This window comes from Phytobacter diazotrophicus (genome assembly GCF_052061655.1).
Lineage (GTDB): Bacteria > Pseudomonadota > Gammaproteobacteria > Enterobacterales > Enterobacteriaceae > Phytobacter > Phytobacter diazotrophicus.
Map to the genome: position 1 here is coordinate 3,995,991 of NZ_CM125428.1, position 24,764 is coordinate 4,020,754.

The following is a 24,764-nucleotide window of genomic DNA, read 5'->3' on the forward strand; positions in this document are numbered from 1 at the left end:
TGAATCTGGTTAAAATAGTACCGTTTTGTTTGTAATTTTACTACTCATCCGACCACTTTTTTTGTCATTTCTGGCGTTATTTACATTCACGCCGTAATTAAGTTACATAAAAGTTAAATTAATACTAACCATTAGTTAAAATATGGTTTTATCCATTTTTATATTTTTTTTACACCCGCCCGGCTGATTTTTGCGAAATCTTTGCACGCGAAATCCTACCCTCACTGCAATCCCTAAAACACCTGGAGGTGGATTGTGAGTGCAGGCGTCGTAACCGGCATCGTGCTGGTTTTCCTGTTGTTGGGCTATCTGGTCTATGCCCTGATTAACGCGGAGGCTTTCTGATGGCAGCCCAGGCGTTTTTACTGATTGCCAGCTTTTTACTGGTCCTGTTTATTCTCGCTCGCCCGCTCGGGACGTTACTGGCGAAGATGATCGTCGGCGCTTCCCTTCCTGGCATATCCACTCTGGAAACCGGGCTATGGCGGATGATGGGGATTGATTCCCGCGAAATGGGCTGGTTCCAGTATCTGATGGCGATATTGTGGCTCAACATTTTCGGTCTGGTGCTGCTGTTCGCCATGCTGATGTTGCAGGGCATCCTGCCTTTTAACCCGCAACAGTTTCCTGGCTTGTCATGGCATCTGGCGCTGAACACCGCCGTGAGTTTCGTGACGAACACCAACTGGCAATCCTATTCGGGTGAAACCACTCTGAGCTATTTCAGCCAGATGGTGGGACTCACGGTACAAAACTTCCTCTCCGCCGCTACTGGTATTGCGGTCATTTTCGCCCTGATCCGCGCATTTTCCCGCCATAGCGTGACGACGCTCGGAAATGCCTGGGTCGATTTAACCCGCATTACCCTGTGGGTGCTGCTGCCACTGTCGCTGATCCTTGCGCTGATCTTTATTCAACAAGGCGCTCTGCAAAACGTCCTTCCCTATCAGCCTTTTACCTCCATTGAAGGGGCAAAACAGCTATTACCGATGGGGCCTGTTGCCTCGCAGGAAGCCATTAAAATGCTGGGAACTAACGGCGGCGGCTTCTTTAATGCCAACTCCTCGCACCCGTTTGAAAACCCCACGGCGTTAACCAACTTCCTGCAAATGCTGGCGATCTTTTTAATCCCGGCGGCGCTGTGCTTCGCCTTTGGTGATGCTGTCAGCGATCGCCGTCAGGGACACGCCATTTTGTGGGCGATGTCGATAATCTTCGTCATTTGCGTTGCCGTGGTCATGTGGGCCGAATGGCAGGGTAATCCGCACTTCCTGACGTTAGGCGGTGACAGCGCCATCAATATGGAAGGGAAAGAGAGCCGCTTCGGCATTCTTGCCAGTAGCCTCTTTGCGGTCATCACCACATCAGCTTCCTGCGGTGCCGTTAACGCCATGCATGACTCCTTTACCGCGCTGGGCGGGATGGTGCCCATGTGGCTGATGCAAATCGGCGAGGTGGTATTTGGCGGCGTGGGCTCCGGCTTATACGGCATGTTGCTGTTTGTATTGCTGGCGGTGTTTATTGCCGGGCTGATGATTGGCCGTACCCCGGAATACCTCGGCAAAAAGATCGATGTGCGCGAAATGAAAATGACCGCGCTGGCGATCCTCGTCACCCCTGCCCTTGTGTTGATTGGCACCGCGCTGGCAATGATGACCGAGGCGGGACGTAGCGGCATGCTCAACCCGGGTATCCACGGTTTTAGCGAAGTGCTGTATGCCGTCTCCTCTGCTGCGAATAACAACGGCAGTGCCTTTGCTGGCCTGAGCGCGAATACGCCGTTCTGGAACTGCCTGCTGGCGTTCTGCATGTTCATTGGTCGCTTCGACATCATTGTGCCGGTCATGGCGATTGCCGGGTCGCTGGTCAACAAGAAAATCCAGCCCGCCAGTACCGGGACGCTTCCGACACACGGCGCGCTGTTTATCGGCCTGCTGATCGGTACCGTACTGCTGGTTGGTGCCCTGACCTTTATTCCTGCACTGGCCCTGGGTCCGGTGGCGGAATACCTCTCTTTACGCTGATTTGCGGAGTATTTGTCATGAGTCGCAAACAAATGGCCCTGCTCGAACCGACGCTGGTGCGTCAGGCGCTGATTGATTCCATTACCAAACTGAGCCCGCATATCCAGTGGCGCAATCCGGTTATGTTCATTGTCTGGATTGGCAGCGTGCTGACCACGCTGCTGGCGATTGCGATGGCGAGCGGGTATCTCGACGGCAGCGCCTGGTTTACCGGAGCGGTCAGTCTGTGGCTGTGGTTTACCGTACTGTTCGCCAACTTCGCAGAAGCGCTGGCGGAAGGTCGCAGTAAAGCGCAGGCCAACAGCCTGAAAGGAGTGAAGAAAACGGCCTTCGCCCGCAAATTACGCGCACCGCAGCATGATGCACAAATCGACCACATTCCCGCCGCTGATTTGCGTAAAGGTGATGTGGTGCTGGTGGAAGCGGGCGATATTATTCCCTGCGACGGGGAAGTCATCGAGGGCGGCGCGTCAGTGGATGAAAGCGCTATTACCGGGGAGTCCGCGCCGGTTATCCGCGAGTCCGGCGGCGATTTCGCCTCCGTGACCGGCGGTACGCGCATTCTCTCCGACTGGCTGGTGATTCAGTGTAGCGTTAACCCTGGCGAAACCTTCCTTGACCGGATGATTGCCATGGTGGAAGGCGCCCAGCGCCGTAAAACCCCCAATGAGATCGCGCTGACCATTCTGCTGGTGGCACTGACCATTGTCTTCCTGCTGGCGACCGCCACCCTGTGGCCATTCTCGGTCTACGGCGGCACGCCGGTCAGCGTCACCGTTCTTGTGGCCCTGCTGGTCTGCCTGATCCCGACCACCATCGGCGGTTTGCTGTCGGCCATCGGCGTCGCGGGGATGAGCCGTATGCTCGGCGCCAATGTGATTGCCACCAGCGGGCGCGCCGTAGAAGCCGCAGGTGATGTCGACGTACTGTTGCTGGATAAAACCGGTACCATCACACTCGGTAACCGCCAGGCCTCCGAGTTCCTGCCTGCAAACGGTGTGGATGAAAAAACCCTGGCCGATGCTGCGCAACTCTCTTCGCTGGCGGATGAAACGCCGGAAGGCCGCAGCATTGTGATACTGGCAAAGCAGCGCTTTAACCTGCGTGAACGGGATGTACAAAGTCTGCAGGCGACGTTTGTCCCTTTTACCGCGCAGACCCGTATGAGTGGCATTAACGTGCAAGGGCGCATGATCCGTAAAGGTTCAGTGGATGCCATTCGTCGTCACATTGAGGCTAACAACGGTCAGTTCCCGGCCGATGTCGAGCAGCGTGTGGAACAGGTGGCGCGTCTCGGTGCCACACCGCTGGTGGTGGCGGAAGGGGCACGTGTCCTGGGGGTGATTTCACTCAAGGATATCGTCAAAGGCGGCATCAAAGAGCGTTTCGCCCAACTGCGGAAAATGGGCATCAAGACAGTCATGATTACCGGGGATAACCGCCTTACTGCCGCCGCTATCGCCGCCGAAGCCGGGGTGGATGATTTCCTGGCCGAAGCAACTCCGGAAGCAAAACTGGCGCTGATTCGCCAGTATCAGTCAGAAGGCCGTCTGGTGGCGATGACCGGTGATGGCACTAACGACGCCCCGGCACTGGCGCAGGCGGATGTTGCGGTTGCCATGAACTCCGGGACACAGGCCGCGAAAGAGGCTGGCAACATGGTGGATCTGGACTCTAACCCCACCAAGCTGATTGAGGTGGTGCATATCGGCAAGCAGATGCTGATGACCCGTGGTTCCTTGACCACATTCAGTATCGCCAACGACGTGGCGAAATATTTTGCCATCATCCCCGCGGCCTTTGCCGCCACCTACCCGCAGCTCAATGCGCTGAATGTGATGCATCTGCACTCCCCGGCATCGGCCATTCTGAGCGCGGTTATCTTCAATGCCCTGATCATTGTCTTTTTGATCCCGCTGGCGTTGAAAGGGGTGAGCTACAAACCGTTGACCGCCTCCGCCATGCTGCGCCGCAACCTGTGGGTTTATGGGTTGGGCGGATTGGTAGTGCCGTTTATCGGCATCAAGATTATTGACCTGTTGCTGACCCTGTTCGGCCTGGTGTAAGAGGGATAAAAAAATGGCTTTGATTCGTCCGGCATTTGTACTCTTAATTGTACTGACGTTGGTTACCGGCGGGCTTTACCCGCTGGTTACTACGGCGCTGGGGCAGTGGTTATTTCAGACACAGGCCAACGGTTCGCTTATTCGTGAGGGAGATGATGTGGTTCGCGGCTCCCGACTGATTGGGCAGAATTTCACCGCAGCGGGATATTTTCATGGCCGCCCTTCCGCCACCGCCGATGCGCCTTATAATCCGATGGCGTCCGGTGGGAGTAATCTGGCGGCCAGTAACCCGGAGCTGGATAAAGAAGTGGCTGCGCGCGTTGCCCAGTTGCGTCAGGAAAACCCACAGGCTGATGCCCGTGTGCCCGTGGAACTGATAACAACATCGGCCAGCGGTCTGGACAACAATCTGACGCCGCAGGCTGTGGAATGGCAAATCCCGCGTGTTGCCCAGGCACGCAATCTGCCCGCACAGACCGTTGCCCGGTTAGTAGAACAAAACACCACTCACCCGCTTTTCGATTTTATTGGCCAGCCGGTGGTGAATATCGTTGAACTGAATCTGGCGCTGGATGCGCTCAAGGATAAATAAGTCATGACAGACAAGCTTGTCGTGTTAAAGACCTCCCGGGTGTTCGTTACCACACCGTACGTGGTGCGCTTGACTGCTCCGGCGTTAAAGACCGTAAGCAGGCTCGTTCCAAGTATGGCGTGAAGCGTCCTAAGGCTTAATGGTTCTCCGTTAAGTAAGGCCAAACGTCGACGTCCCATGGATCTGCAGGTGGCACTTTTCGGGGAAATGTGTTGACAGCTTATCATCGATAAGCTTTAATGCGGTAGTTTATCACAGTTAAATTGCTAACGCAGTCAGGCACCGTGTATGAAATCTAACAATGCGCTCATCGTCATCCTCGGCACCGTCACCCTGGATGCTGTAGGCATAGGCTTGGTTATGCCGGTACTGCCGGGCCTCTTGCGGGATATCGTCCATTCCGACAGCATCGCCAGTCACTATGGCGTGCTGCTAGCGCTATATGCGTTGATGCAATTTCTATGCGCACCCGTTCTCGGAGCACTGTCCGACCGCTTTGGCCGCCGCCCAGTCCTGCTCGCTTCGCTACTTGGAGCCACTATCGACTACGCGATCATGGCGACCACACCCGTCCTGTGGATCCTCTACGCCGGACGCATCGTGGCCGGCATCACCGGCGCCACAGGTGCGGTTGCTGGCGCCTATATCGCCGACATCACCGATGGGGAAGATCGGGCTCGCCACTTCGGGCTCATGAGCGCTTGTTTCGGCGTGGGTATGGTGGCAGGCCCCGTGGCCGGGGGACTGTTGGGCGCCATCTCCTTGCATGCACCATTCCTTGCGGCGGCGGTGCTCAACGGCCTCAACCTACTACTGGGCTGCTTCCTAATGCAGGAGTCGCATAAGGGAGAGCGTCGACCGATGCCCTTGAGAGCCTTCAACCCAGTCAGCTCCTTCCGGTGGGCGCGGGGCATGACTATCGTCGCCGCACTTATGACTGTCTTCTTTATCATGCAACTCGTAGGACAGGTGCCGGCAGCGCTCTGGGTCATTTTCGGCGAGGACCGCTTTCGCTGGAGCGCGACGATGATCGGCCTGTCGCTTGCGGTATTCGGAATCTTGCACGCCCTCGCTCAAGCCTTCGTCACTGGTCCCGCCACCAAACGTTTCGGCGAGAAGCAGGCCATTATCGCCGGCATGGCGGCCGACGCGCTGGGCTACGTCTTGCTGGCGTTCGCGACGCGAGGCTGGATGGCCTTCCCCATTATGATTCTTCTCGCTTCCGGCGGCATCGGGATGCCCGCGTTGCAGGCCATGCTGTCCAGGCAGGTAGATGACGACCATCAGGGACAGCTTCAAGGATCGCTCGCGGCTCTTACCAGCCTAACTTCGATCATTGGACCGCTGATCGTCACGGCGATTTATGCCGCCTCGGCGAGCACATGGAACGGGTTGGCATGGATTGTAGGCGCCGCCCTATACCTTGTCTGCCTCCCCGCGTTGCGTCGCGGTGCATGGAGCCGGGCCACCTCGACCTGACTGTCAGACCAAGTTTACTCATATATACTTTAGATTGATTTATGGTGCACTCTCAGTACAATCTGCTCTGATGCCGCATAGTTAAGCCAGTATACACTCCGCTATCGCTACGTGACTGGGTCATGGCTGCGCCCCGACACCCGCCAAAAGCTTGATTTGTGATTAACGTTCTCATCGTTGAAGATGAACAGGCCATACGTCGTTTTCTGCGTGCTGCGCTGGAAGCCGAGGGGTTGCGCGCCTGGGAAGCCGAAACACTGCAGCGTGGCCTTATCGAGGCCGCAACGCGCAAGCCAGACCTTGTGATCCTCGATTTAGGCCTGCCGGACGGTGATGGCATTGATTTCATCCGCGATCTGCGTCAGTGGAGCCAGATTCCGGTTATCGTGCTATCCGCGCGAACCGAAGAGAGCGACAAGATTGCCGCGCTGGATGCCGGGGCTGACGATTATCTGAGTAAACCCTTTGGTATCGGGGAATTGCAGGCGCGCCTGCGCGTAGCGCTGCGCCGCAATGCGGGTATGCAACAAAGCGATCCCCTGGTGAGCTTTTCAGATATTCAGGTTGATCTCGCCAACCGCCGTATTATGCGGGCGGGTGAAGAGCTGCATCTTACTCCTATCGAGTTTCGTCTGCTGGCCGTGTTACTCAATAACCACGGTAAGGTGTTGACCCAACGCCAGTTGTTAAGCCAGGTCTGGGGACCAAACGCCGTTGAGCATAGTCACTATTTACGCATCTATATGGGCCATCTTCGTCAGAAGCTGGAAGCCGATCCTGCACGTCCCCGCCATTTATTGACAGAAACCGGCATTGGCTATCGATTTATGCTGTAGAAAAGAATCAGGCCCTGAACAGGGCCTGATGAGGATTACGCGTTTTTCAGCACTTCACTGACAATTTCTACCGCTTCTTTCTCAATCAGCTTACGGTGTTCTTCACCGAGGAAGCTTTCGCAGTAAATTTTGTAGGCGTCTTCTGTACCTGACGGACGGGCAGCGAACCAGCCGTTGTCAGTCATCACTTTCAGACCACCGATAGACGCGCCGTTACCCGGTGCTGCCGTCAGACGTGCGGTGATGGGATCCCCCGCCAGCGTGCTGGCACTGACCATTTCCGGAGAGAGTTTGGACAATGCCGCTTTCTGTGCGGAGGTTGCGCTGGCACCCAGACGGTTGTAGCTCGGCGCGCCGAAACGTGCGGCCAGCTCATCGTAATGTTGCTGCGGGTTTTTACCCGTAACCGCGGTGATTTCCGCCGCCAGCAGGCACATGATGATACCGTCTTTATCGGTAGACCACGGCGTGCCGTCGAAACGCAGGAAGGAGGCCCCTGCGCTCTCTTCGCCGCCGAAGCCGAAACTGCCGTCAAACAGACCGTCAACAAACCATTTAAAGCCGACCGGCACTTCCACCAGCTTACGCCCCAGGTCATTCACCACGCGGTCAATCATGGCAGAAGAGACCAGGGTTTTACCCACGGCGACATCTTTGCCCCACTGCGGACGATGCTGGAACAGGTAGTTAATCGCGACCGCCAGGTAGTGGTTCGGATTCATCAGACCGGCTGGCGTCACGATACCGTGACGGTCATAGTCAGGGTCGTTGGCAAAGGCCAGGTCGAACTTGTCACGCAGCGCCAGCAAACCGGCCATAGCGCACTCAGAGGAGCAGTCCATGCGGATCACGCCGTCTTTATCGAGGTGCATAAAGCGGAAGGTTTGATCAACCTGATCGTTAACGATAGTCAGGTCAAGCTTGTAAAACGCCGCAATACGTTTCCAGTATTCGATACCGGAACCACCCAGCGGATCAACGCCCAGTTTCAGGCCCGCTTTTTGGATAGCCGCCATATCGACGATATCGGCCAGCCCTTCGATAAACGGCTGCACCAGATCCTGCTCTTTCACGTGGCCGGACGCCAGTGCGGCATCCAGCGTAATGCGTTTCACGCCTTTCAGGCCATCAGCCAGCAGCGCGTTCGCGCGATCTTCAACCACTTTGGTCACGTTGGTATCAGCCGGGCCACCGTTTGGCGGATTGTATTTGATACCGCCATCTTCCGGTGGGTTGTGCGACGGGGTAATGACGATCCCGTCAGCCTGCGCGCCACCTTTTTTATTGTGCACCAGAATAGCGTTGGACACCGCAGGGGTAGGCGTGAAGCCATTGTTTTCCTGCACGATCACATCAACGCCGTTCGCCGCCAGCACTTCCAGTACAGAGATAAAGGCAGGTTCAGACAGGGCGTGCGTGTCTTTACCGACATAGCACGGACCAGTGATACCGTTTTTGGCGCGCTCTTCGGCGATAGCCTGAGCAATTGCCAGAATGTGTTGTTCGTTAAAACTGTGACGCCCCGCGCTGCCGCGGTGACCTGACGTACCAAATTTTACCGCGTGCTCAGCATTGCCGATTTCTGGTTTCAGCACATAGTACTGCGCAGTAAGCTGGGCGACGTTAATCAAATCGCTCTGTTGCGCAGGTTGCCCCGCACGTTCGTGGTTAGCCATTGCCTGGTCCTTTTTATGCAAGGATTAAATTGTGCCGCAAACCTTTTCAATCAATTCCGCCGGGAATTGCATTGACTGCATGATGTGCTCCACCATGCTGCATTTACGACCCGTATTCGTGTTAGTGATAACCCAGTACGGGGTATCAGGCACCTGTTTTGGCTTCGTCTGGTTGCCGTTTTGCAACAGGGTATGTTCATCCGCCGCGAAGTATACGCGGGTGCGCCCATGCAGAGACTCAGTGGATTCTGCAAAAGCTTTTTTATCTAATGAGTAAAGTGTAGACAGCACCAGCATAAAGCGATTAACGGCCTTTTTCTGCTCTGCATACTCGTCAGAGAGCAGCAGTTCACGCACCGCGCGGACTTTATCTTTTGCCGTATTAGCCGGTTTCACTTCTTCAACCGTAACAGGTGCAGGGGTTTCTTTCGCGAGTTGAACAGCGGCAGCTGGCTGCGAAGCGGCGGAAAACTTCAACATGCGCCGTAAAATGTCGGATGCGCTCTCGCCAATGTGCTTTGTATGGCTGGCAATATAACTGTAGAGCTCATCATCAACTTCGATCGTTTTCATCTTAATCCAGTGCAGTGTCTATTCTGAATACAAGTTATTGAGATTATAAAGTCAAATCCCAACAGCGGATAGCGTCAAACCAGGATGGCGGCAAAGTCAGAGTGTGTCAAAACCTTGCAGCCGGACGGCAGAATGTTCAACATAATACCTTAATCCGAAAGAGCGAAAAAAAGAACTTTGCCATGAAATTGAATACCCGAGCGCAATCTGCACAACAATCGCACAACAATTCCCCCATCGTGCTGGTTCACGGTTTATTTGGTAGCCTGGACAACCTTGGCGTGCTCGCCCGTGACCTCGTCAATGACCATGATATTATTCAGGTTGATATGCGCAATCATGGCCTTTCCGAACGCTCACCGGAGATGAATTATCCGGCGATGGCACAGGACTTACTGGATACTCTTGATGCCCACGGTATCGAGCGCGCAACCTTCGTTGGTCACTCCATGGGGGGGAAAGCGGTGATGGCCTTTACCGCACTGGCGCCTGAACGCATCGACAAGCTCGTCGCTATCGATATTGCCCCGGTCAATTACCATGTACGCCGTCACGATGAGATCTTTTCTGCCATCAATGCGGTAACCGATGCCGGTGTCACGACGCGCCAGCAGGCCACCGCCGTCATGCGTGAGCATATAAATGAAGAAGGGGTGATACAGTTCCTGCTCAAGTCGTTTGTCGATGGCAAATGGCGCTTCAATGTGCCCGCGTTGTGGGATCAGTACCCCCATATAGTGGGCTGGGAAACAGTGCCCGCCTGGAACCACCCTGCTCTCTTTATCCCTGGCGGCAATTCGTCCTATGTTACCGAACAGTATCGCGACGAACTGCTGCAACAGTTCCCGCAGGCGCGCGCGCATGTCATTGCCGGTGCCGGGCACTGGGTGCATGCAGAAAAGCCAGAAGCGGTTCTGCGCGCCATCCGCCGTTATCTCGCTGAAAAGACAAACTGATTAAAAACCCGGCGACCGGTTGCCTGAAAGCGCCCGGTCGTTGGCGTGTCCGCATCGCTGATGTATGATGGCGCGCTAATCAGCCCGGGCTATGACCCGATTGCTTGTACTTCCCGTAGTATTCTTAAATCATGGCTAAAGAACAAACGGACCGCACGACATTAGATCTGTTCGCGAATGAACGTCGCCCGGGACGTCCTAAAACCAATCCGCTCTCTCGCGACGAGCAATTGCGCATCAATAAGCGCAATCAGCTTAAACGCGACAAGGTTCGTGGGCTTAAACGCGTCGAATTAAAACTCAACGCCGAGGCTGTCGACGCGCTAAACGCGCTGGCGGATGCGCGGGAAATGAGCCGGAGCGAATTGATTGAAGAGATGTTACTGGCTCAGCTTAACGCGCTGAACGACCAGGAAATCCTCTGAATTATCGCAAAAATTCACTTTCATGTTGCACAGAGTGCAGTCTTGCGTGATTGCAGTTTCCGCGTGCTTCTCTGATCTGCTATGATTGCCCTTATCCGTGGGCCAATCGCCACCACCATATCATTAAGTTTCAAGAGGTTATTTTACTCATGGCAATCACAGGCATTTTTTTCGGCAGCGATACCGGTAATACCGAAAACATCGCAAAGATGATCCAGGCTCAACTTGGTAAAGATGTTGCCGATGTGCATGACATTGCTAAAAGCAGCAAAGAGGATCTGGAAGGTTACGACATCCTGCTGCTTGGCATTCCGACCTGGTATTATGGTGAAGCACAGTGTGACTGGGATGACTTTTTCCCGACGCTGGAAGATATCGATTTTAACGGCAAACTGGTTGCTCTGTTTGGCTGTGGCGATCAGGAAGACTACGCAGAGTACTTCTGTGACGCGCTGGGCACCATTCGCGACATTATTGAACCGCGCGGCGCAACTATCGTAGGCCACTGGCCGACCGAAGGTTACCATTTTGAAGCGTCAAAAGGTCTGGCAGACGACAACCACTTCGTTGGCCTTGCCATTGACGAAGACCGTCAGCCTGAACTGACCGCTGGCCGCGTCGACAAATGGGTAAAACAGATTTCTGAAGAACTTCACCTGAACGACATCCTCAATGCCTGATGATGTTTGGCGCAACCTGCTGGTTGCGCCGGATTAATAGATAAAAGCGATGGAAATAATTGCTACAATTTTTTAACTTTTTTCTCCAGCGCTGTACAATGGCCCCTGATTAAAACGGCTAGCCCAAAGGACTTTGTAGACGCTACCACGTTTTATAAGCTTACTTTACTTGAGGACTTGCAGTTTTCATTCAGGCATGGCAGTTCTATAATGAGACGCATTATCCCAGGTGCATTCCTTGTAGCTTCCCGACGGGAAGTGAATCGTTTAGCAACAGGACAGATTCCGCATGACTGACAACAATACCGCATTAAAGAAGGCCGGCCTGAAAGTCACGCTTCCTCGGTTAAAAATCCTGGAAGTGCTTCAGGAGCCGGAGAACCATCATGTCAGTGCGGAAGATCTATATAAGCGCCTGATCGACATGGGCGAAGAGATTGGGCTGGCCACGGTGTACCGTGTACTTAACCAGTTCGACGATGCCGGGATTGTGACCCGCCATAATTTTGAAGGCGGTAAATCCGTCTTCGAACTGACGCAGCAGCATCACCACGACCACTTAATTTGCCTGGATTGCGGCAAAGTGATCGAGTTCAGCGATGACTCTATTGAAGCGCGTCAGCGTGAAATCGCATCTAAGCATGGTATTCGTCTGACGAACCACAGTCTCTACCTGTATGGCCACTGCGCCGAAGGTGACTGCCGTACTGATGAAAACGCGCACGAAGCGGCTGATAAATAATCACCCGCATCGTTATAAAGCCAACCTCCGGGTTGGCTTTTTTATTTTCTGCTTTCACCACACGAAAAAGCCCGCCGAAGCGGGCCCTTTCAGACGGTTAATTTACCGTGTTATGGTGGCGTATCTCCTGCCAGATCTGGTCACAGCGGGATTTTACCGCCTGCCCGTTTCCGGTATGCGTCGCTTCAAGACACTGCTGATAATCCAGGGTGCGCACGCTCTCCTCCTGCGCAAATTGCTGGTGCGCTTTCTCTTTGCGCAGGACATCCAGCACACTTCTGCACGCCGCTGTTTTTTCCGGAGAACCTTCTGCCGTAGTAATACAGGCGCTATAAGCCTCTTTTAATCGCGCATCTTCCTTTGGTGCCTGCGGCTGTTGCACACAGGCGGCAAGCCCCAGCGTCATCAGGGCTAGCAATATCGGTTTCGTCATCATGGCATTCCCTCGCATTAGAAAATATTCAGGGGCGCAATGACGATAAACTTCACGTCACGTTCGTCCTGGAAGATGTTGTTATATCCACCGCCCCAACTCGGGATATTGGAATGGTTATCATATTGGGTGAAATGCAGCTTGAATAAGGTGCCTTTTGCCATCCCTTCCTGCACCGTGTAAAGCAGGTCAAGGCTGTACGCCGACTCTTTGATGGAATTTCCCGCATCGTAATATTTATCGCCAGAGGAGACATTGGACGGTTTGGCATCCCAGCCATATACATACGATGCACCGACCGCCCACCCCGGCAGGTTCCAGCCTTTCAGGTCATACATAGCGCCAGCAAAGACGGATTTCTCATTATGGGCGTTAAAGTCGGAGCGGTTATCCCACCAGATATCCAGGCGACCGTTGGAAGATCCATACTGCGGCGTCATACGTGAGTTGAAATAGCCCTGACGGCCATCAGCTTTGACCCAGGTCCCTTCCAGGCGTAAATCCACAGGGCCGATCGTATAGCCAAAAGTGAGTGCCTGTAGCCACGCGGTGCCGTCATAAATATCATTAATGGTGTTGTTATCGGCCTTGTCGCGCGAGCCATAGAACTGATAACTGGTGGAAAGCGGATTACCCGCGACGTCAAACTTATAGCTGGCTTTGGCAAAATATTGATCAACATAGCCCTGTGCCTGGCCAAACGCGGCTTCGAGGATCAGATCGTTTTTAAAGTCGTACGATGCGCCCAGAGAGTGGACATAATCAATTTTGCTCACGCCATCGTTCTGGTAGAAATTATCCGTTTCGTTATACCACGGCGCTTTGTATTCATTGGCCCACATGTATGAGAAGCTCAGCGCACCGCGATCATCGAAATCCAGTTTTGCACCGGCTTCTGCCCCCTGGTAGGTGCCCGGCATAAAGCTCCAGTTTGAGGCCAGCAGCGTTTGCCCCGTCGGCTGGATGTACCCTGCCCTCGCCCACACCGGGCCATATTTAAATTTCGCGGCGGCTTTATAGAGACTTGCGCCGCTGCGATCGCCGGACCAGTCTTCGTCATACACCTTGTGGCTATTTGAAAATGCGATTTCATTCGGGTGTGCGCTTTCTGAGGATTCAGCCATCTCAATCGCTGCAAAGACCGCGACATCAATACCGAACATATCGGCAGCATAACCTGACTGGAAATCGAGATTGGTATTCCAGGTGGAGTGCGACAGGTTAGTTTTGTATTTATCGCCATCGGTGACATCTTTACGGTCACGCTGGCGCTGCCAGTAGTAAATCCCGCCGGTGAGCGTGGCATCATCAACAAAACCAGTGGCGCTGGCGGAAGGAGCGAAAGTTAAACCAGGTAATGCGGTGGCGCAGGCAATAGCCAACGCTAACGCCTTACGTTTAGCGTTAAACGCGTTCATGAGTGTTCCTCTTTGACGAAAAATAAAAAGTGCTGCGCAAAGGCAAACAGCAACAAAGTAAAAAAATGAAATATTACTGACAGTTATAGAAAATGTTTCTAAATCTGTCGTTTGTAAGCATATTTTTCGCGACGCGAATTATCAAGTGTTTACAGGAAAGGAATACAGGGATTATGACGCACCACACAGATTTGTTGCTTACAGGCTGGTGGCTTACGCAGCAAGGCTTTCAGAGTGACAGAGTCTGCGTTATCGATAAATAACTGAAAAGATGATTGGATAAATTTAAAACAATATTTTAGAAAAAAAGAAGGTGGGCAGTAACTTATTTTCAGTCGAGAAATAAAAAACGCTGCACGAGGCAGCGTTTTTAGCATCCTGGCAAGACGGGATTACTCGCCGATTTTCGCCCAGGTATCGCGTAGACCCACAGTGCGATTGAAGACCAGTTTGTCCGCCGTAGCATGGCGGCTGTCGAGGCAGAAATAACCTTCGCGCTCAAACTGATACGCTTTCGCTACCTCAGCGGCCTTAAGGCTCGGCTCAGCAAAGCCCTGCTTAATGACCAGCGATTCCGGGTTCATGACTGTCAGGAAGTCTTCCGCTGCACCCGGATTTGGCACGCTGAACAGGCGGTCATACAGACGAATTTCAACCGGCAGTGCGTGTGCCGCGCTAACCCAGTGAATAACACCCTTCACTTTACGGCCATCTGCCGGGTCTTTGCTCAGCGTATCGGCATCAAACGTACAGAAAATCGTGGTGATATTGCCTTCCGCGTCTTTCTCAACACGTTCCGCTTTGATTACATACGCGTTACGCAGGCGGACTTCTTTGCCCAGCACCAGTCGTTTGTACTGCTTGTTGGCTTCCTCACGGAAATCGGCACGATCAATCCAGATTTCACCGCTGAATGGGACATCACGGCTGCCCATTTCCGGTTTGTTCGGATGGTTAGGCATCGAAACCATTTCACTGGCGCCCTGCGGATAGTTCTCGATAACCAGCTTAACCGGATCGATAACAGCCATCGCGCGCGGTGCGTTTTCATTGAGATCTTCACGGATGCAGGATTCCAGTGACGCCATCTCAATGGTGTTGTCCTGTTTGGTGATACCAATACGTTTACAGAACTCACGGATGGAGGCGGACGTGTAACCACGACGACGCAGGCCAGAAATGGTCGGCATACGCGGGTCGTCCCAGCCTTCAACATGTTTGTCAGTCACCAGCAGGTTCAGCTTACGCTTGGACATGACGGTGTATTCCAGGTTCAGTCGGGAGAACTCGTACTGACGCGGGTGAACCGGAATGGTGATGTTGTCCAGAACCCAGTCATACAGACGACGGTTATCCTGGAATTCCAGCGTACACAGAGAGTGAGTGATCCCCTCCAGCGCATCGCTGATGCAGTGGGTAAAGTCATACATCGGGTAGATGCACCACTTGTTGCCCGTCTGATGGTGTTCAGCAAATTTAATACGGTACAGCACCGGATCGCGCATCACGATGAACGGCGACGCCATATCAATCTTCGCACGCAGGCACGCCTTACCTTCTTCGAAACCACCCGCGCGCATTTTTTCAAACAGTGCGAGGTTCTCTTCAACCGTACGATCGCGATACGGGCTATTTTTACCCGGCGCCGTCAGCGTGCCGCGGTATTCACGGATTTCGTCAGCGGACAGCTCGTCAACATAGGCGAGACCTTTGCTGATTAACTCTACGGCATAGTTGTGCAGTTGATCGAAATAATCAGAGGAATAGCGCACATCGCCTGACCAGTGGAAACCTAACCACTGCACGTCATTCTTGATGGACTCAACGTACTCGATATCTTCTTTTACCGGGTTGGTGTCATCAAAACGCAGGTTGCATTGCCCTTGATAATCTTGCGCGATACCAAAGTTCAGGCAGATGGATTTCGCATGACCGATATGCAGATAGCCATTCGGCTCAGGCGGAAAACGGGTGCAAATAGTAGAGTGCTTTCCAGTAGCCAGATCTTCATCAATGATCTGACGAATAAAGTTAGTCGGGCGGGCTTCAGCCTCACTCATCGTAGATTCCTCAAGGCGTAAACAACATATAACGGCACATGATCTTATAAGCCGCCCTCAGAGACAACCTTTAGTTACGGAAAATAGATACAAAACGGAATACTTTAATTCACGCAAAAAAAAAGCGGCAGAGGAAGATCCCCTGCCGCTTATGGCTATTTCTGGTTCAGATTACATCATTAGCCTTTGATGTCGTACAGCGGCGTTTGCCCTGCCACAACGGAACCTTGTGCTTTGATAACCAGACCAGAGAAATCATCAATATTGCTACATACCACCGGGCTGATCATAGAACGGGCATTGGCGTTCAGATATTCCAGATCCATTTCCAGGATTGGCTGACCCGCTGTAACGGTTGCCCCCTCTTCGACCAGACGCGTGAAGCCCTGGCCACCCAGCGCAACGGTGTCGATGCCCATATGAACAACGATTTCCGCGCCTTTTTCAGTTTCCAGGCAGAACGCGTGGTTGGTATTGAAGATTTTCACGATGGTACCCGCTGCCGGTGCAACAACCGTTTTCTCTGTCGGTTTTACCGCTACGCCATCGCCAACGGCTTTGCTGGCAAACGCTTCATCCGGCACTTCATCCAGAGAAACGACCTGCCCGGTCACCGGAGAGACCAGTTCCGCAATCACCGCCGCGCTAACGTTCGGCACTGCCTGCGGTTTAGGCGCGCTGGCGGCTGCCGGGGCCGGAGCCGCTGCGCCTGCAGCCGGAACGTCGCCCGCCGTTTTCATCGCATTAGCAATTTTTTCGGCCGCAAAACCCACAATCACCTGTACGCCGGTTTTATTCAAACGAATAACCCCGCTCGCACCCAGACGTTTAGCCAGCGCTTCGTTGACCAGGGAAGAGTCTTTCACGCTCAGACGCAGACGTGTGATGCAGGCATCGATACCGGTCAGGTTCGCGGAACCCCCGACAGCGGCAATATACTGACGCGCCAGGCCGGTCACATCCTGCTCGGAAGCCGTGCTGACATTCACATCCTGGCCATCCGCTTCGTCACCGGCAACCGCCAGTTCACGACCCGGGGTCAACAGGTTGAATTTCAGGATAGTGAAACGGAACACCACGTAGTAGATAACAAAGAACACCAGGCCTTGCAGAATCAGCATGTACCAGTGTACGGCCAGCGGGTTACGGGACGAAAGCACCATATCCACCAGACCGGCACTAAAGCCGAAGCCGGCAATCCACTGCATAGTCGCGGCGATAAACACAGAAATCCCGGTCAGCACAGCGTGAATGAAGTACAGCACCGGTGCCACGAACATGAAGGAGAATTCCAGCGGTTCAGTGATACCTGTAAAGAAGGCAGCAAAGGCGCCTGCCATCATAATACCAAGGACTTTGGCTTTATTTTCCGGACGCGCGCAGTGGTAAATCGCCAGCGCGGCACCTGGCAGACCAAACATCATGATCGGGAAGAAGCCCGCCTGGTAACGGCCCGTAACCCCAACAACTGCTTTGCCCGCTTCAATAGACTGCGCGCCGCCCAGGAAGTTAGGAATATCGTTAATACCGGCAACGTCAAACCAGAATACGGAGTTCAGCGCATGGTGCAGCCCTACCGGAATCAACAGACGGTTGAAGAAAGCGTAGACGCCCGCACCGACAGAGCCCAGTTTCTGAATGTGCTCACCGAAACCAACCAGACCACTGAAGACTACCGGCCAGATAAACATCATGATGAACGCGACAGCGATCATGACAAACGAGGTCAGGATCGGCACCAGACGACGACCGCTAAAGAAGGAGAGCGCCTTCGGCAGCTCTACACTGCTAAAGCGGTTATACAGTTCCGCGGCAATGATACCGACCATGATCCCAACGAACTGGTTTTTGATCTTGCCAAACGCGGCAGGAACTTGATCGGCTGGGATTTTCTGGATCATAGCGACAGCGGCTGGCGAGCACAGCGTCGTCAATACAAGGAAACCCACAAAGCCGGCCAGTGCAGCAGCACCGTCTTTATCTTTGGACATACCATAAGCAACACCCACGGCGAACAGCACGCCCATGTTATCAATAATGGCAGAACCAGATTGAATGAAGAACGCCGCCAGCGCGTTAGATCCACCCCAGCCTACCGGGTCGATCCAGTAACCGACCCCCATCAGAATCGCTGCGGCAGGCAGCGTGGCGACCGGCACCATGAGCGCGCGGCCAACCTTTTGCAAGTAACCTAAAAGATTCACGTTATTCCCCCTTTGAACCCCACCGGAGCCCTTAGAAACAGTCTTTTTATTGTCTGACTAACCCTGAAAACACGGCCATTTTTCATTACATTGAGAGTGTGTTGAAAATTAATTCGTCTCGCAAATTAAAAGCACCTTTTTTGTGATTTTAATCACCAAATATCGTTATTTGACCTCCTCTTTGCTGGCTAACCAGCAAAACTTATTTTATCATTCAAAAAATCAAGACGGATTGCCCCCATAGGGAGCGAAACTGAGTTACGCTTTACACTGCACTGGAACGCAATCCGCTAACTTTAATCAACTTAGAGGTGAACAATGAGACTGATTCCTCTGGCAACAGCTGAACAAGTCGGTAAATGGGCGGCCCGCCATATCGTCAATCGCATCAATGCATTTAAACCTACAGCGGATCGTCCGTTCCTGCTTGGCCTGCCAACCGGTGGCACGCCTCTCACCGCCTACAAAGCATTAGTTGAAATGCACAAAGCGGGCCAGGTTAGTTTTAAACATGTTGTCACGTTCAATATGGACGAATATGTCGGCCTGCCGAAGGAGCACCCGGAAAGCTATCACAGCTTTATGCACCGTAACTTTTTCGATCACGTTGATATTCCGGCGGAAAATATTAACCTCCTGGATGGCAATGCGCCGGATATTGACGCAGAATGCCGCCAATACGAAGAAAAAATCCGTTCCTATGGCAAAATTCACCTGTTTATGGGCGGCGTTGGCAACGATGGTCACATCGCCTTCAACGAGCCCGCATCTTCGCTGGCTTCTCGTACCCGTATTAAAACGCTGACCCATGACACCCGCGTGGCCAATTCCCGTTTCTTCGATGGCGACGTTAATCAGGTGCCGAAATACGCACTGACCGTGGGCGTGGGTACGCTGCTCGATGCAGAAGAAGTGATGATTCTGGTGCTGGGAAGCCAGAAAGCGCAGGCTCTGCAGGCGGCCGTAGAAGGTAACGTGAACCATATGTGGACCATTAGCTGCCTGCAACTGCACCCGAAAGCAGTAATGGTGTGTGACGAGCCGTCCACGATGGAACTGAAAGTTAAAACATTGAAATATTTCAATGAATTAGAAGCGGAAAATATTAAAGGTCTGTAATTGTGTCTCGTTCCGCAAACCCAGCGGGACGACACCCATTTGTTAACCGGGGGTCGTTATGTATGCTTTAACCCATTGCCGGATTTTCACCGGCCATGAAATTTTGGATGACCACGCGCTGATTGTCGCCGATGGCCTGATTGATCGTCTCTGCCCTGTGGCTGAGCTGCCGCCCACTATCGAGCAGCGTGATCTCAATGGCGCAACGCTGGCCCCCGGTTTTATTGATGTACAACTGAATGGCTGCGGTGGTGTGCAGTTCAACGACACCCCCGAAGCCGTGAGTATTGAAACGCTGGAAATCATGCAGCGCGCCAATGAAAAATCAGGCTGCACAAGTTTTCTGCCGACGCTTATCACCACCAGCGATGACCTGATGAAACAAGGCATTCAGGTGATGCGTGATTACCTGGCGAAACATGCACATCAGGCGCTTGGTTTGCACCTCGAGGGGCCGTGGCTCAATATCGTAAAAAAAGGCACCCATAACCCGAAATTTGTCCGCAAGCCGGATGCCGAACTGGTGGATTATCTCTGCGCCAATGCTGACGTCATCACCAAAGTGACGCTGGCGCCGGAAATGGCCGGTACTGAGGTTATCAGCAAGCTGGCTGCGGCGGGTATTGTGGTGTCAGCAGGCCACTCGAACGCGACATTAAAAGAAGCGAAAGCGGGTTTCCGCGCAGGCATCACGTTTGCGACGCATCTATACAATGCGATGCCGTACATCACCGGACGTGAACCGGGTCTGGCGGGCGCGGTACTGGATGATGCCGATGTTTATTGCGGGATCATTGCAGATGGGCTGCATGTCGATTACGTTAATGTCCGTAATGCGAAACGCCTGAAAGGCGACAAACTCTGTTTAGTTACAGATGCAACGGCGCCTGCAGGGGCAGATATTGACCAGTTCATTTTTGCTGGTAAAACAATATACTACCGTAATGGACTGTGTGTGGATGAAAACGGTACGCTGAGCGGCTCCTCCCTGACAATGATTGAAGGGGTTCGGAACCTGGTCGAGCATGTGGGTATTGCGCTGGATGAAGTACTGCGCATGGCAACCTTGTACCCGGCTCGCGCGATAGGCGTCGACGGGCAACTCGGCAGCATTGCCCCGGGTAAGGTCGCGAACCTGACCGCCTTCACGCACGATTATAAAATAATCAAGACCATCGTTAATGGTAACGAGGTCGTCATCGAGTAAATAAAAGGTATGACAGCAGGCGGACAAGCTCAGATTGGTAACGTTGATCTCGTTAAACAACTTAACAGTGCGGCTGTTTACCGCCTGATTGATCAACTTGGCCCTATTTCGCGTATTCAAATTGCCGAGCAGAGCCAGCTTGCGCCCGCCAGCGTGACAAAAATCACGCGTCAGCTTATTGAACGCGGCCTGATCAAAGAAGTTGATCAGCAGGCCTCCACCGGGGGCCGCCGCGCTATCTCAATCATTACCGAAACCCGCAATTTTCAGGCTATTGGTGTGCGTCTTGGACGTTCCGATACCACCCTCACCCTTTATGATCTGAGCAGCAAAGTGCTGGCAGAAGAGCATTTTCCTCTGCCGGAGCGGACGCAGGAAACGCTGGAACACGCGTTACTGAACACTATCAGCGGCTTTATCGAAAGCAATCAGCGTAAGATCCGCGAACTGATCGCCATCTCGGTTATTTTACCAGGCCTTGTCGACCCGGAAAGCGGCGTCATTCGCTATATGCCGCATATTCAGGTTGAGAACTGGGGGCTGGTGGACGCACTGGAAAAACGTTTCAAATTAACCTGTTTCGTCGGTCACGATATCCGCAGTCTGGCCCTTGCAGAGCACTATTTTGGGGCAAGTCAGGACTGTGAGGATTCCATTCTGGTGCGTGTTCATCGCGGAACCGGGGCAGGAATCATCTCTAACGGGCGCATTTTTATCGGTCGCAACGGTAATGTGGGTGAAATTGGTCACATCCAGGTAGAACCCCTCGGCGAGCGATGTCATTGCGGTAACTTTGGCTGTCTGGAAACCATCGCCGCCAATGCCGCCATTGAACAACGCGTAAGGCATCTGCTGGAACAGGGCTACCAAAGCCGCGTAACGCTGGATGACTGCACGATAAAAAATATCTGTAAAGCCGCAAATAAAGGCGACGCGCTGGCGTGTGAAGTGATTGAGTACGTCGGTCGCCATCTGGGTAAAACCATCGCCATTGCCATTAACCTCTTCAATCCGCAGAAAGTGGTCATCGCCGGGGAGATTGTTGAAGCGGAGAAAGTGTTGCTGCCTGCTATTGAAGGTTGCATTAACACCCAGTCGCTCAAAGCATTCCGTAAAAATCTTCCGGTGGTGCGATCTACCCTTGACCATCGCTCGGCGATAGGTGCTTTCGCCCTGGTGAAACGCGCTATGCTGAACGGCATGCTGCTGCAACGCCTGCTGGAAAGCTGACAGAGTTTAGATACCCTAAATAATTCGAACTGCACAAAGGCGGCAAGCGCGTAAGTGCCCCGGAGCTTACTGAGGTAAGCAACTGGGCCGGGCAAAGGTCACCAACGCATAGGCAACTTGAAGTATGACGGTTATAGTTATTGCTTCTCTTTTTTTACCGGGTAGTCCATGACCATTCAGAACGTAATCTGTGATATTGACGGCGTGTTGATGCACGATAATGTCGCCGTGCCGGGCGCAGCGGAGTTTATTCATCGAATCCTGGAAAAAGGGATGCCGCTGGTGCTACTCACCAACTACCCTTCCCAGACGGGGCAGGATTTGGCTAACCGCTTTGCCTCTGCCGGTATAGATGCACCAGCCAGTGTCTTTTATACCTCTGCAATGGCGACGGCTGACTTCCTTAAACGTCAGGAAGGGAAAAAAGCTTACGTAGTCGGTGAAGGCGCATTGATTCACGAACTCTATAAAGCCGGGTTTACCATTACGGATATCAACCCGGATTTTGTTATCGTGGGCGAAACGCGTTCCTACAACTGGGAAATGATGCATAAGGCGGCCTTTTTCGTCGCCAACGGTGCGCGCTTTATTGCCACCAACCCGGACACCCACGGACGCGGTTACTACCCTGGCTGCGGCGCGCTGTGCGCCGGTATTGAAAAAATCTCCGGCCGCGAGCCTTTCTACGTCGGCAAACCGAGTCCGTGGATTATCCGCGCCGCGCTCAATACTATGCAGGCGCATTCAGAGCAGACGGTGATTGTCGGCGACAATTTGCGTACCGACATTCTTGCGGGCTTCCAGGCGGGTCTGGAGACTATCCTGGTACTCTCTGGCGTATCAACGCTGGATGATATCGACAGCATGCCGTTCCGTCCTTCATGGATTTACCCTTCGGTTGCTGAAATCGACATTTTTTAAACGAAACCACGTCCCCGGACGTGGTTTTTCATTTTCCGCACCAATAAAAAACAGACCGTTTAATAAAATGCGCTGAAAACTGATAATTCATCAATATCTCAGCTCAATTCATGTTCTTTTTTCAGCATTCGGCAATCGCCATTGCGCTTTTTATTTTCAAGGCTGTAAAACGCTTGCGCGCGTCACACCTTTGCGGCATTTTCTTAAACAAGCAATAAGACAACGCGATGACGCGGCGTCTGCACTCACACAACACGGCATTGCCTTAAAGTAACGGAGAAGTCTATGTGTTCTATTTTTGGCGTACTGGATATTAAAACCGACGCGGTTGAGCTGCGTAAAAAAGCGCTCGAATTATCCCGCCTGATGCGCCACCGCGGCCCTGACTGGTCTGGCGTTTATGCCAGCGATAAAGCGATTCTTGCCCATGAGCGTCTGTCTATTGTTGACGTCAATGCGGGTGCCCAGCCGCTATACAACGAGAAAAAAACACATGCGCTGGCCGTTAACGGCGAAATTTACAACCATCAGGCTCTGCGTGCGGAATATGGCGATCGCTACCAGTTCCAGACCGGTTCTGACTGTGAAGTTATCCTCGCGCTCTATCAGGAAAAAGGCCCAGAATTCCTCGACGATCTGCAAGGTATGTTCGCTTTCGCCCTGTATGACAGCGAAAAAGACGCTTATCTGATTGGTCGTGACCACATCGGCATTATCCCGCTGTATATGGGCCATGATGAGCACGGCAACTTTTATGTTGCTTCCGAAATGAAAGCGCTGGTACCGGTGTGCCGTACCATCAAAGAGTTCCCGGCGGGTAGCTATCTGTGGAGCAAAGACGGTGAAATCCGTTCTTACTATCAGCGTGACTGGTTCGACTATGACGCAGTGAAAGATAACGTCACTGACAAAAACGAACTGCGTCAGGCGCTTGAAGAATCTGTGAAAAGTCACCTGATGTCAGATGTGCCGTATGGCGTTCTGCTCTCGGGCGGTCTGGACTCTTCTGTCATTTCCGCTATTACCAAAAAATTCGCCGCGCGCCGTGTGGAAGATCAGGAACGCTCTGAGGCCTGGTGGCCGCAGTTGCACTCCTTTGCTGTGGGCCTGAAAGGGGCACCGGACCTGAAAGCTGCGCAAGAAGTGGCAAACCATCTGGGTACGGTTCACCACGAAATCCACTTTACCGTACAGGAAGGTCTGGACGCGATTCGCGACGTGATTTATCACATCGAAACCTACGATGTAACCACCATTCGCGCCTCTACACCGATGTATCTGATGTCCCGTAAAATCAAAGCGATGGGCATCAAGATGGTACTGTCTGGCGAAGGTTCTGACGAAGTGTTCGGCGGCTACCTCTATTTCCATAAAGCGCCGAATGCCAAAGAGCTGCATGAAGAGACCGTACGTAAGCTGCAGGCGCTGCATATGTTCGACTGCGCGCGTGCTAACAAAGCGATGTCCGCCTGGGGCGTAGAAGCGCGTGTGCCGTTCCTGGATAAGAAATTCCTCGATGTAGCGATGCGCATCAACCCGCAGGATAAAATGTGCGGCAACGGCAAAATGGAAAAACACGTGCTGCGTGAATGTTTCGAATCCTATCTGCCGGCGAGTGTTGCATGGCGTCAGAAAGAGCAGTTTTCTGACGGCGTAGGTTACAGTTGGATCGATACACTCAAAGAAGTAGCGGCACAGCAGGTTAGCGATCAGCAACTGGCGACGGCCAGCTACCGTTTTCCGTACAACACGCCGAGCTCGAAAGAAGCGTATCTGTACCGTGAAATCTTTGAAGAGCTGTTCCCGGTACCCAGTGCCGCTGAATGTGTGCCTGGCGGCCCGTCTGTGGCGTGCTCATCTGCAAAAGCAATCGAGTGGGATGAATCATTCAAATCCATGAACGATCCATCAGGTCGCGCGGTTGGCGTACACCAGTCTGCTTACAAATAAGCAATTGTTATCGTTAAAGGCCCTGCGGGGCCTTTTTTTATTTCTGCATATGTTTTGCTATACAAAATCGATAAATAACCAATAATTGCCGAATTATGCGTCACGCTGTTCGCAACCTAACCAAACAGTCACATTCCGGCAATTTTCGATGAAAAAGGTATTGACGCTGTCAG

Annotated in this window: 21 protein-coding genes and 1 pseudogene; 16 read left to right on the forward strand and 6 right to left on the reverse strand. The window is 53.0% G+C overall.

Annotated elements, in window-relative coordinates:
- Positions 1 to 255 precede the first annotated feature (255 nt).
- The 7 genes and pseudogenes from kdpF (at position 256) to kdpE (ending at position 6,997) form a co-directional block, all read left to right on the forward strand.
- A complete protein-coding gene (gene kdpF, locus ACS0RQ_RS19510) occupies positions 256 to 345 on the forward strand; it encodes a K(+)-transporting ATPase subunit F (RefSeq protein WP_041852093.1) in 90 nt (29 codons plus the stop codon).
- Entirely contained in the window at positions 345 to 2,024 is a 1,680-nt protein-coding gene (gene kdpA, locus ACS0RQ_RS19515) for a potassium-transporting ATPase subunit KdpA (protein ID WP_271850841.1), read from the forward strand. Before kdpF ends, kdpA begins: the two co-directional genes overlap by 1 nt.
- A gap of 17 nt (positions 2,025 to 2,041) precedes the next feature.
- Entirely contained in the window at positions 2,042 to 4,090 is a 2,049-nt protein-coding gene (gene kdpB / locus ACS0RQ_RS19520; RefSeq protein WP_041852095.1) for a potassium-transporting ATPase subunit KdpB, read from the forward strand.
- Between the two features lie 13 nt (positions 4,091 to 4,103).
- The gene (gene kdpC, locus ACS0RQ_RS19525) at positions 4,104 to 4,682 is read left to right on the forward strand and encodes a potassium-transporting ATPase subunit KdpC (RefSeq protein WP_271850840.1); all 579 of its coding nucleotides are present in this window, start codon (positions 4,104 to 4,106) and stop codon (positions 4,680 to 4,682) included.
- 20 nt (positions 4,683 to 4,702) lie between these two features.
- Positions 4,703 to 4,822, forward strand: a pseudogene (gene rpsL / locus ACS0RQ_RS19530) (30S ribosomal protein S12); the annotation flags it as partial.
- 148 nt (positions 4,823 to 4,970) lie between these two features.
- Positions 4,971 to 6,161: a tetracycline efflux MFS transporter Tet(C) gene (gene tet(C), locus ACS0RQ_RS19535; RefSeq protein ID WP_001297013.1), complete on the forward strand. Its 1,191-nt coding sequence runs from the start codon at positions 4,971 to 4,973 to the stop codon at positions 6,159 to 6,161.
- Between the two features lie 158 nt (positions 6,162 to 6,319).
- On the forward strand, positions 6,320 to 6,997 hold the full coding sequence (gene kdpE, locus ACS0RQ_RS19540; protein WP_041852098.1) for a two-component system response regulator KdpE: 678 nt from the start codon (positions 6,320 to 6,322) through the stop codon (positions 6,995 to 6,997).
- Positions 6,998 to 7,032: 35 nt separating this feature from the next.
- Here kdpE and pgm read toward each other — a convergent pair whose 3' ends face one another.
- Both pgm and seqA read right to left on the reverse strand, forming a co-directional pair.
- Positions 7,033 to 8,673: a phosphoglucomutase (alpha-D-glucose-1,6-bisphosphate-dependent) gene (gene pgm, locus ACS0RQ_RS19545; protein ID WP_041852099.1), complete on the reverse strand. Its 1,641-nt coding sequence runs from the start codon at positions 8,671 to 8,673 to the stop codon at positions 7,033 to 7,035.
- A gap of 24 nt (positions 8,674 to 8,697) precedes the next feature.
- Positions 8,698 to 9,246, reverse strand: a complete 549-nt coding sequence (seqA, locus tag ACS0RQ_RS19550; protein ID WP_071193854.1) for a replication initiation negative regulator SeqA — start codon at positions 9,244 to 9,246, stop codon at positions 8,698 to 8,700.
- A 182-nt stretch (positions 9,247 to 9,428) separates the two neighbouring features.
- On the opposite strand from seqA, the gene ybfF reads away from it, so the two are divergent.
- The 4 genes from ybfF to fur all read left to right on the forward strand — a co-directional run bounded on the left by ybfF (position 9,429) and on the right by fur (position 12,049).
- The gene (ybfF, locus tag ACS0RQ_RS19555; RefSeq protein ID WP_271850838.1) at positions 9,429 to 10,202 is read left to right on the forward strand and encodes an esterase; all 774 of its coding nucleotides are present in this window, start codon (positions 9,429 to 9,431) and stop codon (positions 10,200 to 10,202) included.
- A 131-nt stretch (positions 10,203 to 10,333) separates the two neighbouring features.
- Positions 10,334 to 10,627 carry a LexA regulated protein gene (ybfE, locus tag ACS0RQ_RS19560; protein WP_041852102.1) on the forward strand — a complete coding sequence of 98 codons (294 nt, stop codon included), beginning with the start codon at positions 10,334 to 10,336 and terminating at the stop codon, positions 10,625 to 10,627.
- Positions 10,628 to 10,776: 149 nt separating this feature from the next.
- Positions 10,777 to 11,307, forward strand: coding sequence for a flavodoxin FldA (gene fldA / locus ACS0RQ_RS19565; RefSeq protein WP_041852103.1), 531 nt, complete (start codon positions 10,777 to 10,779; stop codon positions 11,305 to 11,307).
- Between the two features lie 289 nt (positions 11,308 to 11,596).
- Positions 11,597 to 12,049, forward strand: a complete 453-nt coding sequence (gene fur, locus ACS0RQ_RS19570; RefSeq protein WP_041852104.1) for a ferric iron uptake transcriptional regulator — start codon at positions 11,597 to 11,599, stop codon at positions 12,047 to 12,049.
- Between the two features lie 97 nt (positions 12,050 to 12,146).
- On the opposite strand, the gene chiQ is transcribed toward fur, so the two are convergent.
- From chiQ to nagE, 4 genes are all read right to left on the reverse strand, one after another.
- Entirely contained in the window at positions 12,147 to 12,482 is a 336-nt protein-coding gene (gene chiQ / locus ACS0RQ_RS19575; RefSeq protein ID WP_271850853.1) for a ChiQ/YbfN family lipoprotein, read from the reverse strand.
- Positions 12,483 to 12,499: 17 nt separating this feature from the next.
- Positions 12,500 to 13,900, reverse strand: a complete 1,401-nt coding sequence (gene chiP, locus ACS0RQ_RS19580; RefSeq protein ID WP_271850837.1) for a chitoporin ChiP — start codon at positions 13,898 to 13,900, stop codon at positions 12,500 to 12,502.
- 392 nt (positions 13,901 to 14,292) lie between these two features.
- Positions 14,293 to 15,960: a glutamine--tRNA ligase gene (gene glnS / locus ACS0RQ_RS19585; protein ID WP_079498370.1), complete on the reverse strand. Its 1,668-nt coding sequence runs from the start codon at positions 15,958 to 15,960 to the stop codon at positions 14,293 to 14,295.
- Between the two features lie 179 nt (positions 15,961 to 16,139).
- The gene (gene nagE, locus ACS0RQ_RS19590) at positions 16,140 to 18,164 is read right to left on the reverse strand and encodes an N-acetylglucosamine-specific PTS transporter subunit IIBC (RefSeq protein ID WP_271850836.1); all 2,025 of its coding nucleotides are present in this window, start codon (positions 18,162 to 18,164) and stop codon (positions 16,140 to 16,142) included.
- A 318-nt stretch (positions 18,165 to 18,482) separates the two neighbouring features.
- Here nagE and nagB point away from each other — a divergent pair, with 318 nt between their 5' ends.
- The 5 genes from nagB (at position 18,483) to asnB (ending at position 24,591) form a co-directional block, all read left to right on the forward strand.
- Positions 18,483 to 19,283: a glucosamine-6-phosphate deaminase gene (gene nagB, locus ACS0RQ_RS19595; RefSeq protein WP_041852108.1), complete on the forward strand. Its 801-nt coding sequence runs from the start codon at positions 18,483 to 18,485 to the stop codon at positions 19,281 to 19,283.
- A 58-nt stretch (positions 19,284 to 19,341) separates the two neighbouring features.
- Positions 19,342 to 20,490, forward strand: a complete 1,149-nt coding sequence (nagA, locus tag ACS0RQ_RS19600; protein WP_271850835.1) for an N-acetylglucosamine-6-phosphate deacetylase — start codon at positions 19,342 to 19,344, stop codon at positions 20,488 to 20,490.
- Between the two features lie 9 nt (positions 20,491 to 20,499).
- On the forward strand, positions 20,500 to 21,720 hold the full coding sequence (gene nagC / locus ACS0RQ_RS19605; RefSeq protein WP_271850834.1) for a DNA-binding transcriptional regulator NagC: 1,221 nt from the start codon (positions 20,500 to 20,502) through the stop codon (positions 21,718 to 21,720).
- A 168-nt stretch (positions 21,721 to 21,888) separates the two neighbouring features.
- Entirely contained in the window at positions 21,889 to 22,641 is a 753-nt protein-coding gene (locus ACS0RQ_RS19610) for an HAD-IIA family hydrolase (RefSeq protein WP_071193860.1), read from the forward strand.
- A gap of 285 nt (positions 22,642 to 22,926) precedes the next feature.
- Positions 22,927 to 24,591 carry an asparagine synthase B gene (gene asnB, locus ACS0RQ_RS19615; RefSeq protein WP_041852112.1) on the forward strand — a complete coding sequence of 555 codons (1,665 nt, stop codon included), beginning with the start codon at positions 22,927 to 22,929 and terminating at the stop codon, positions 24,589 to 24,591.
- Positions 24,592 to 24,764 lie beyond the last annotated feature (173 nt).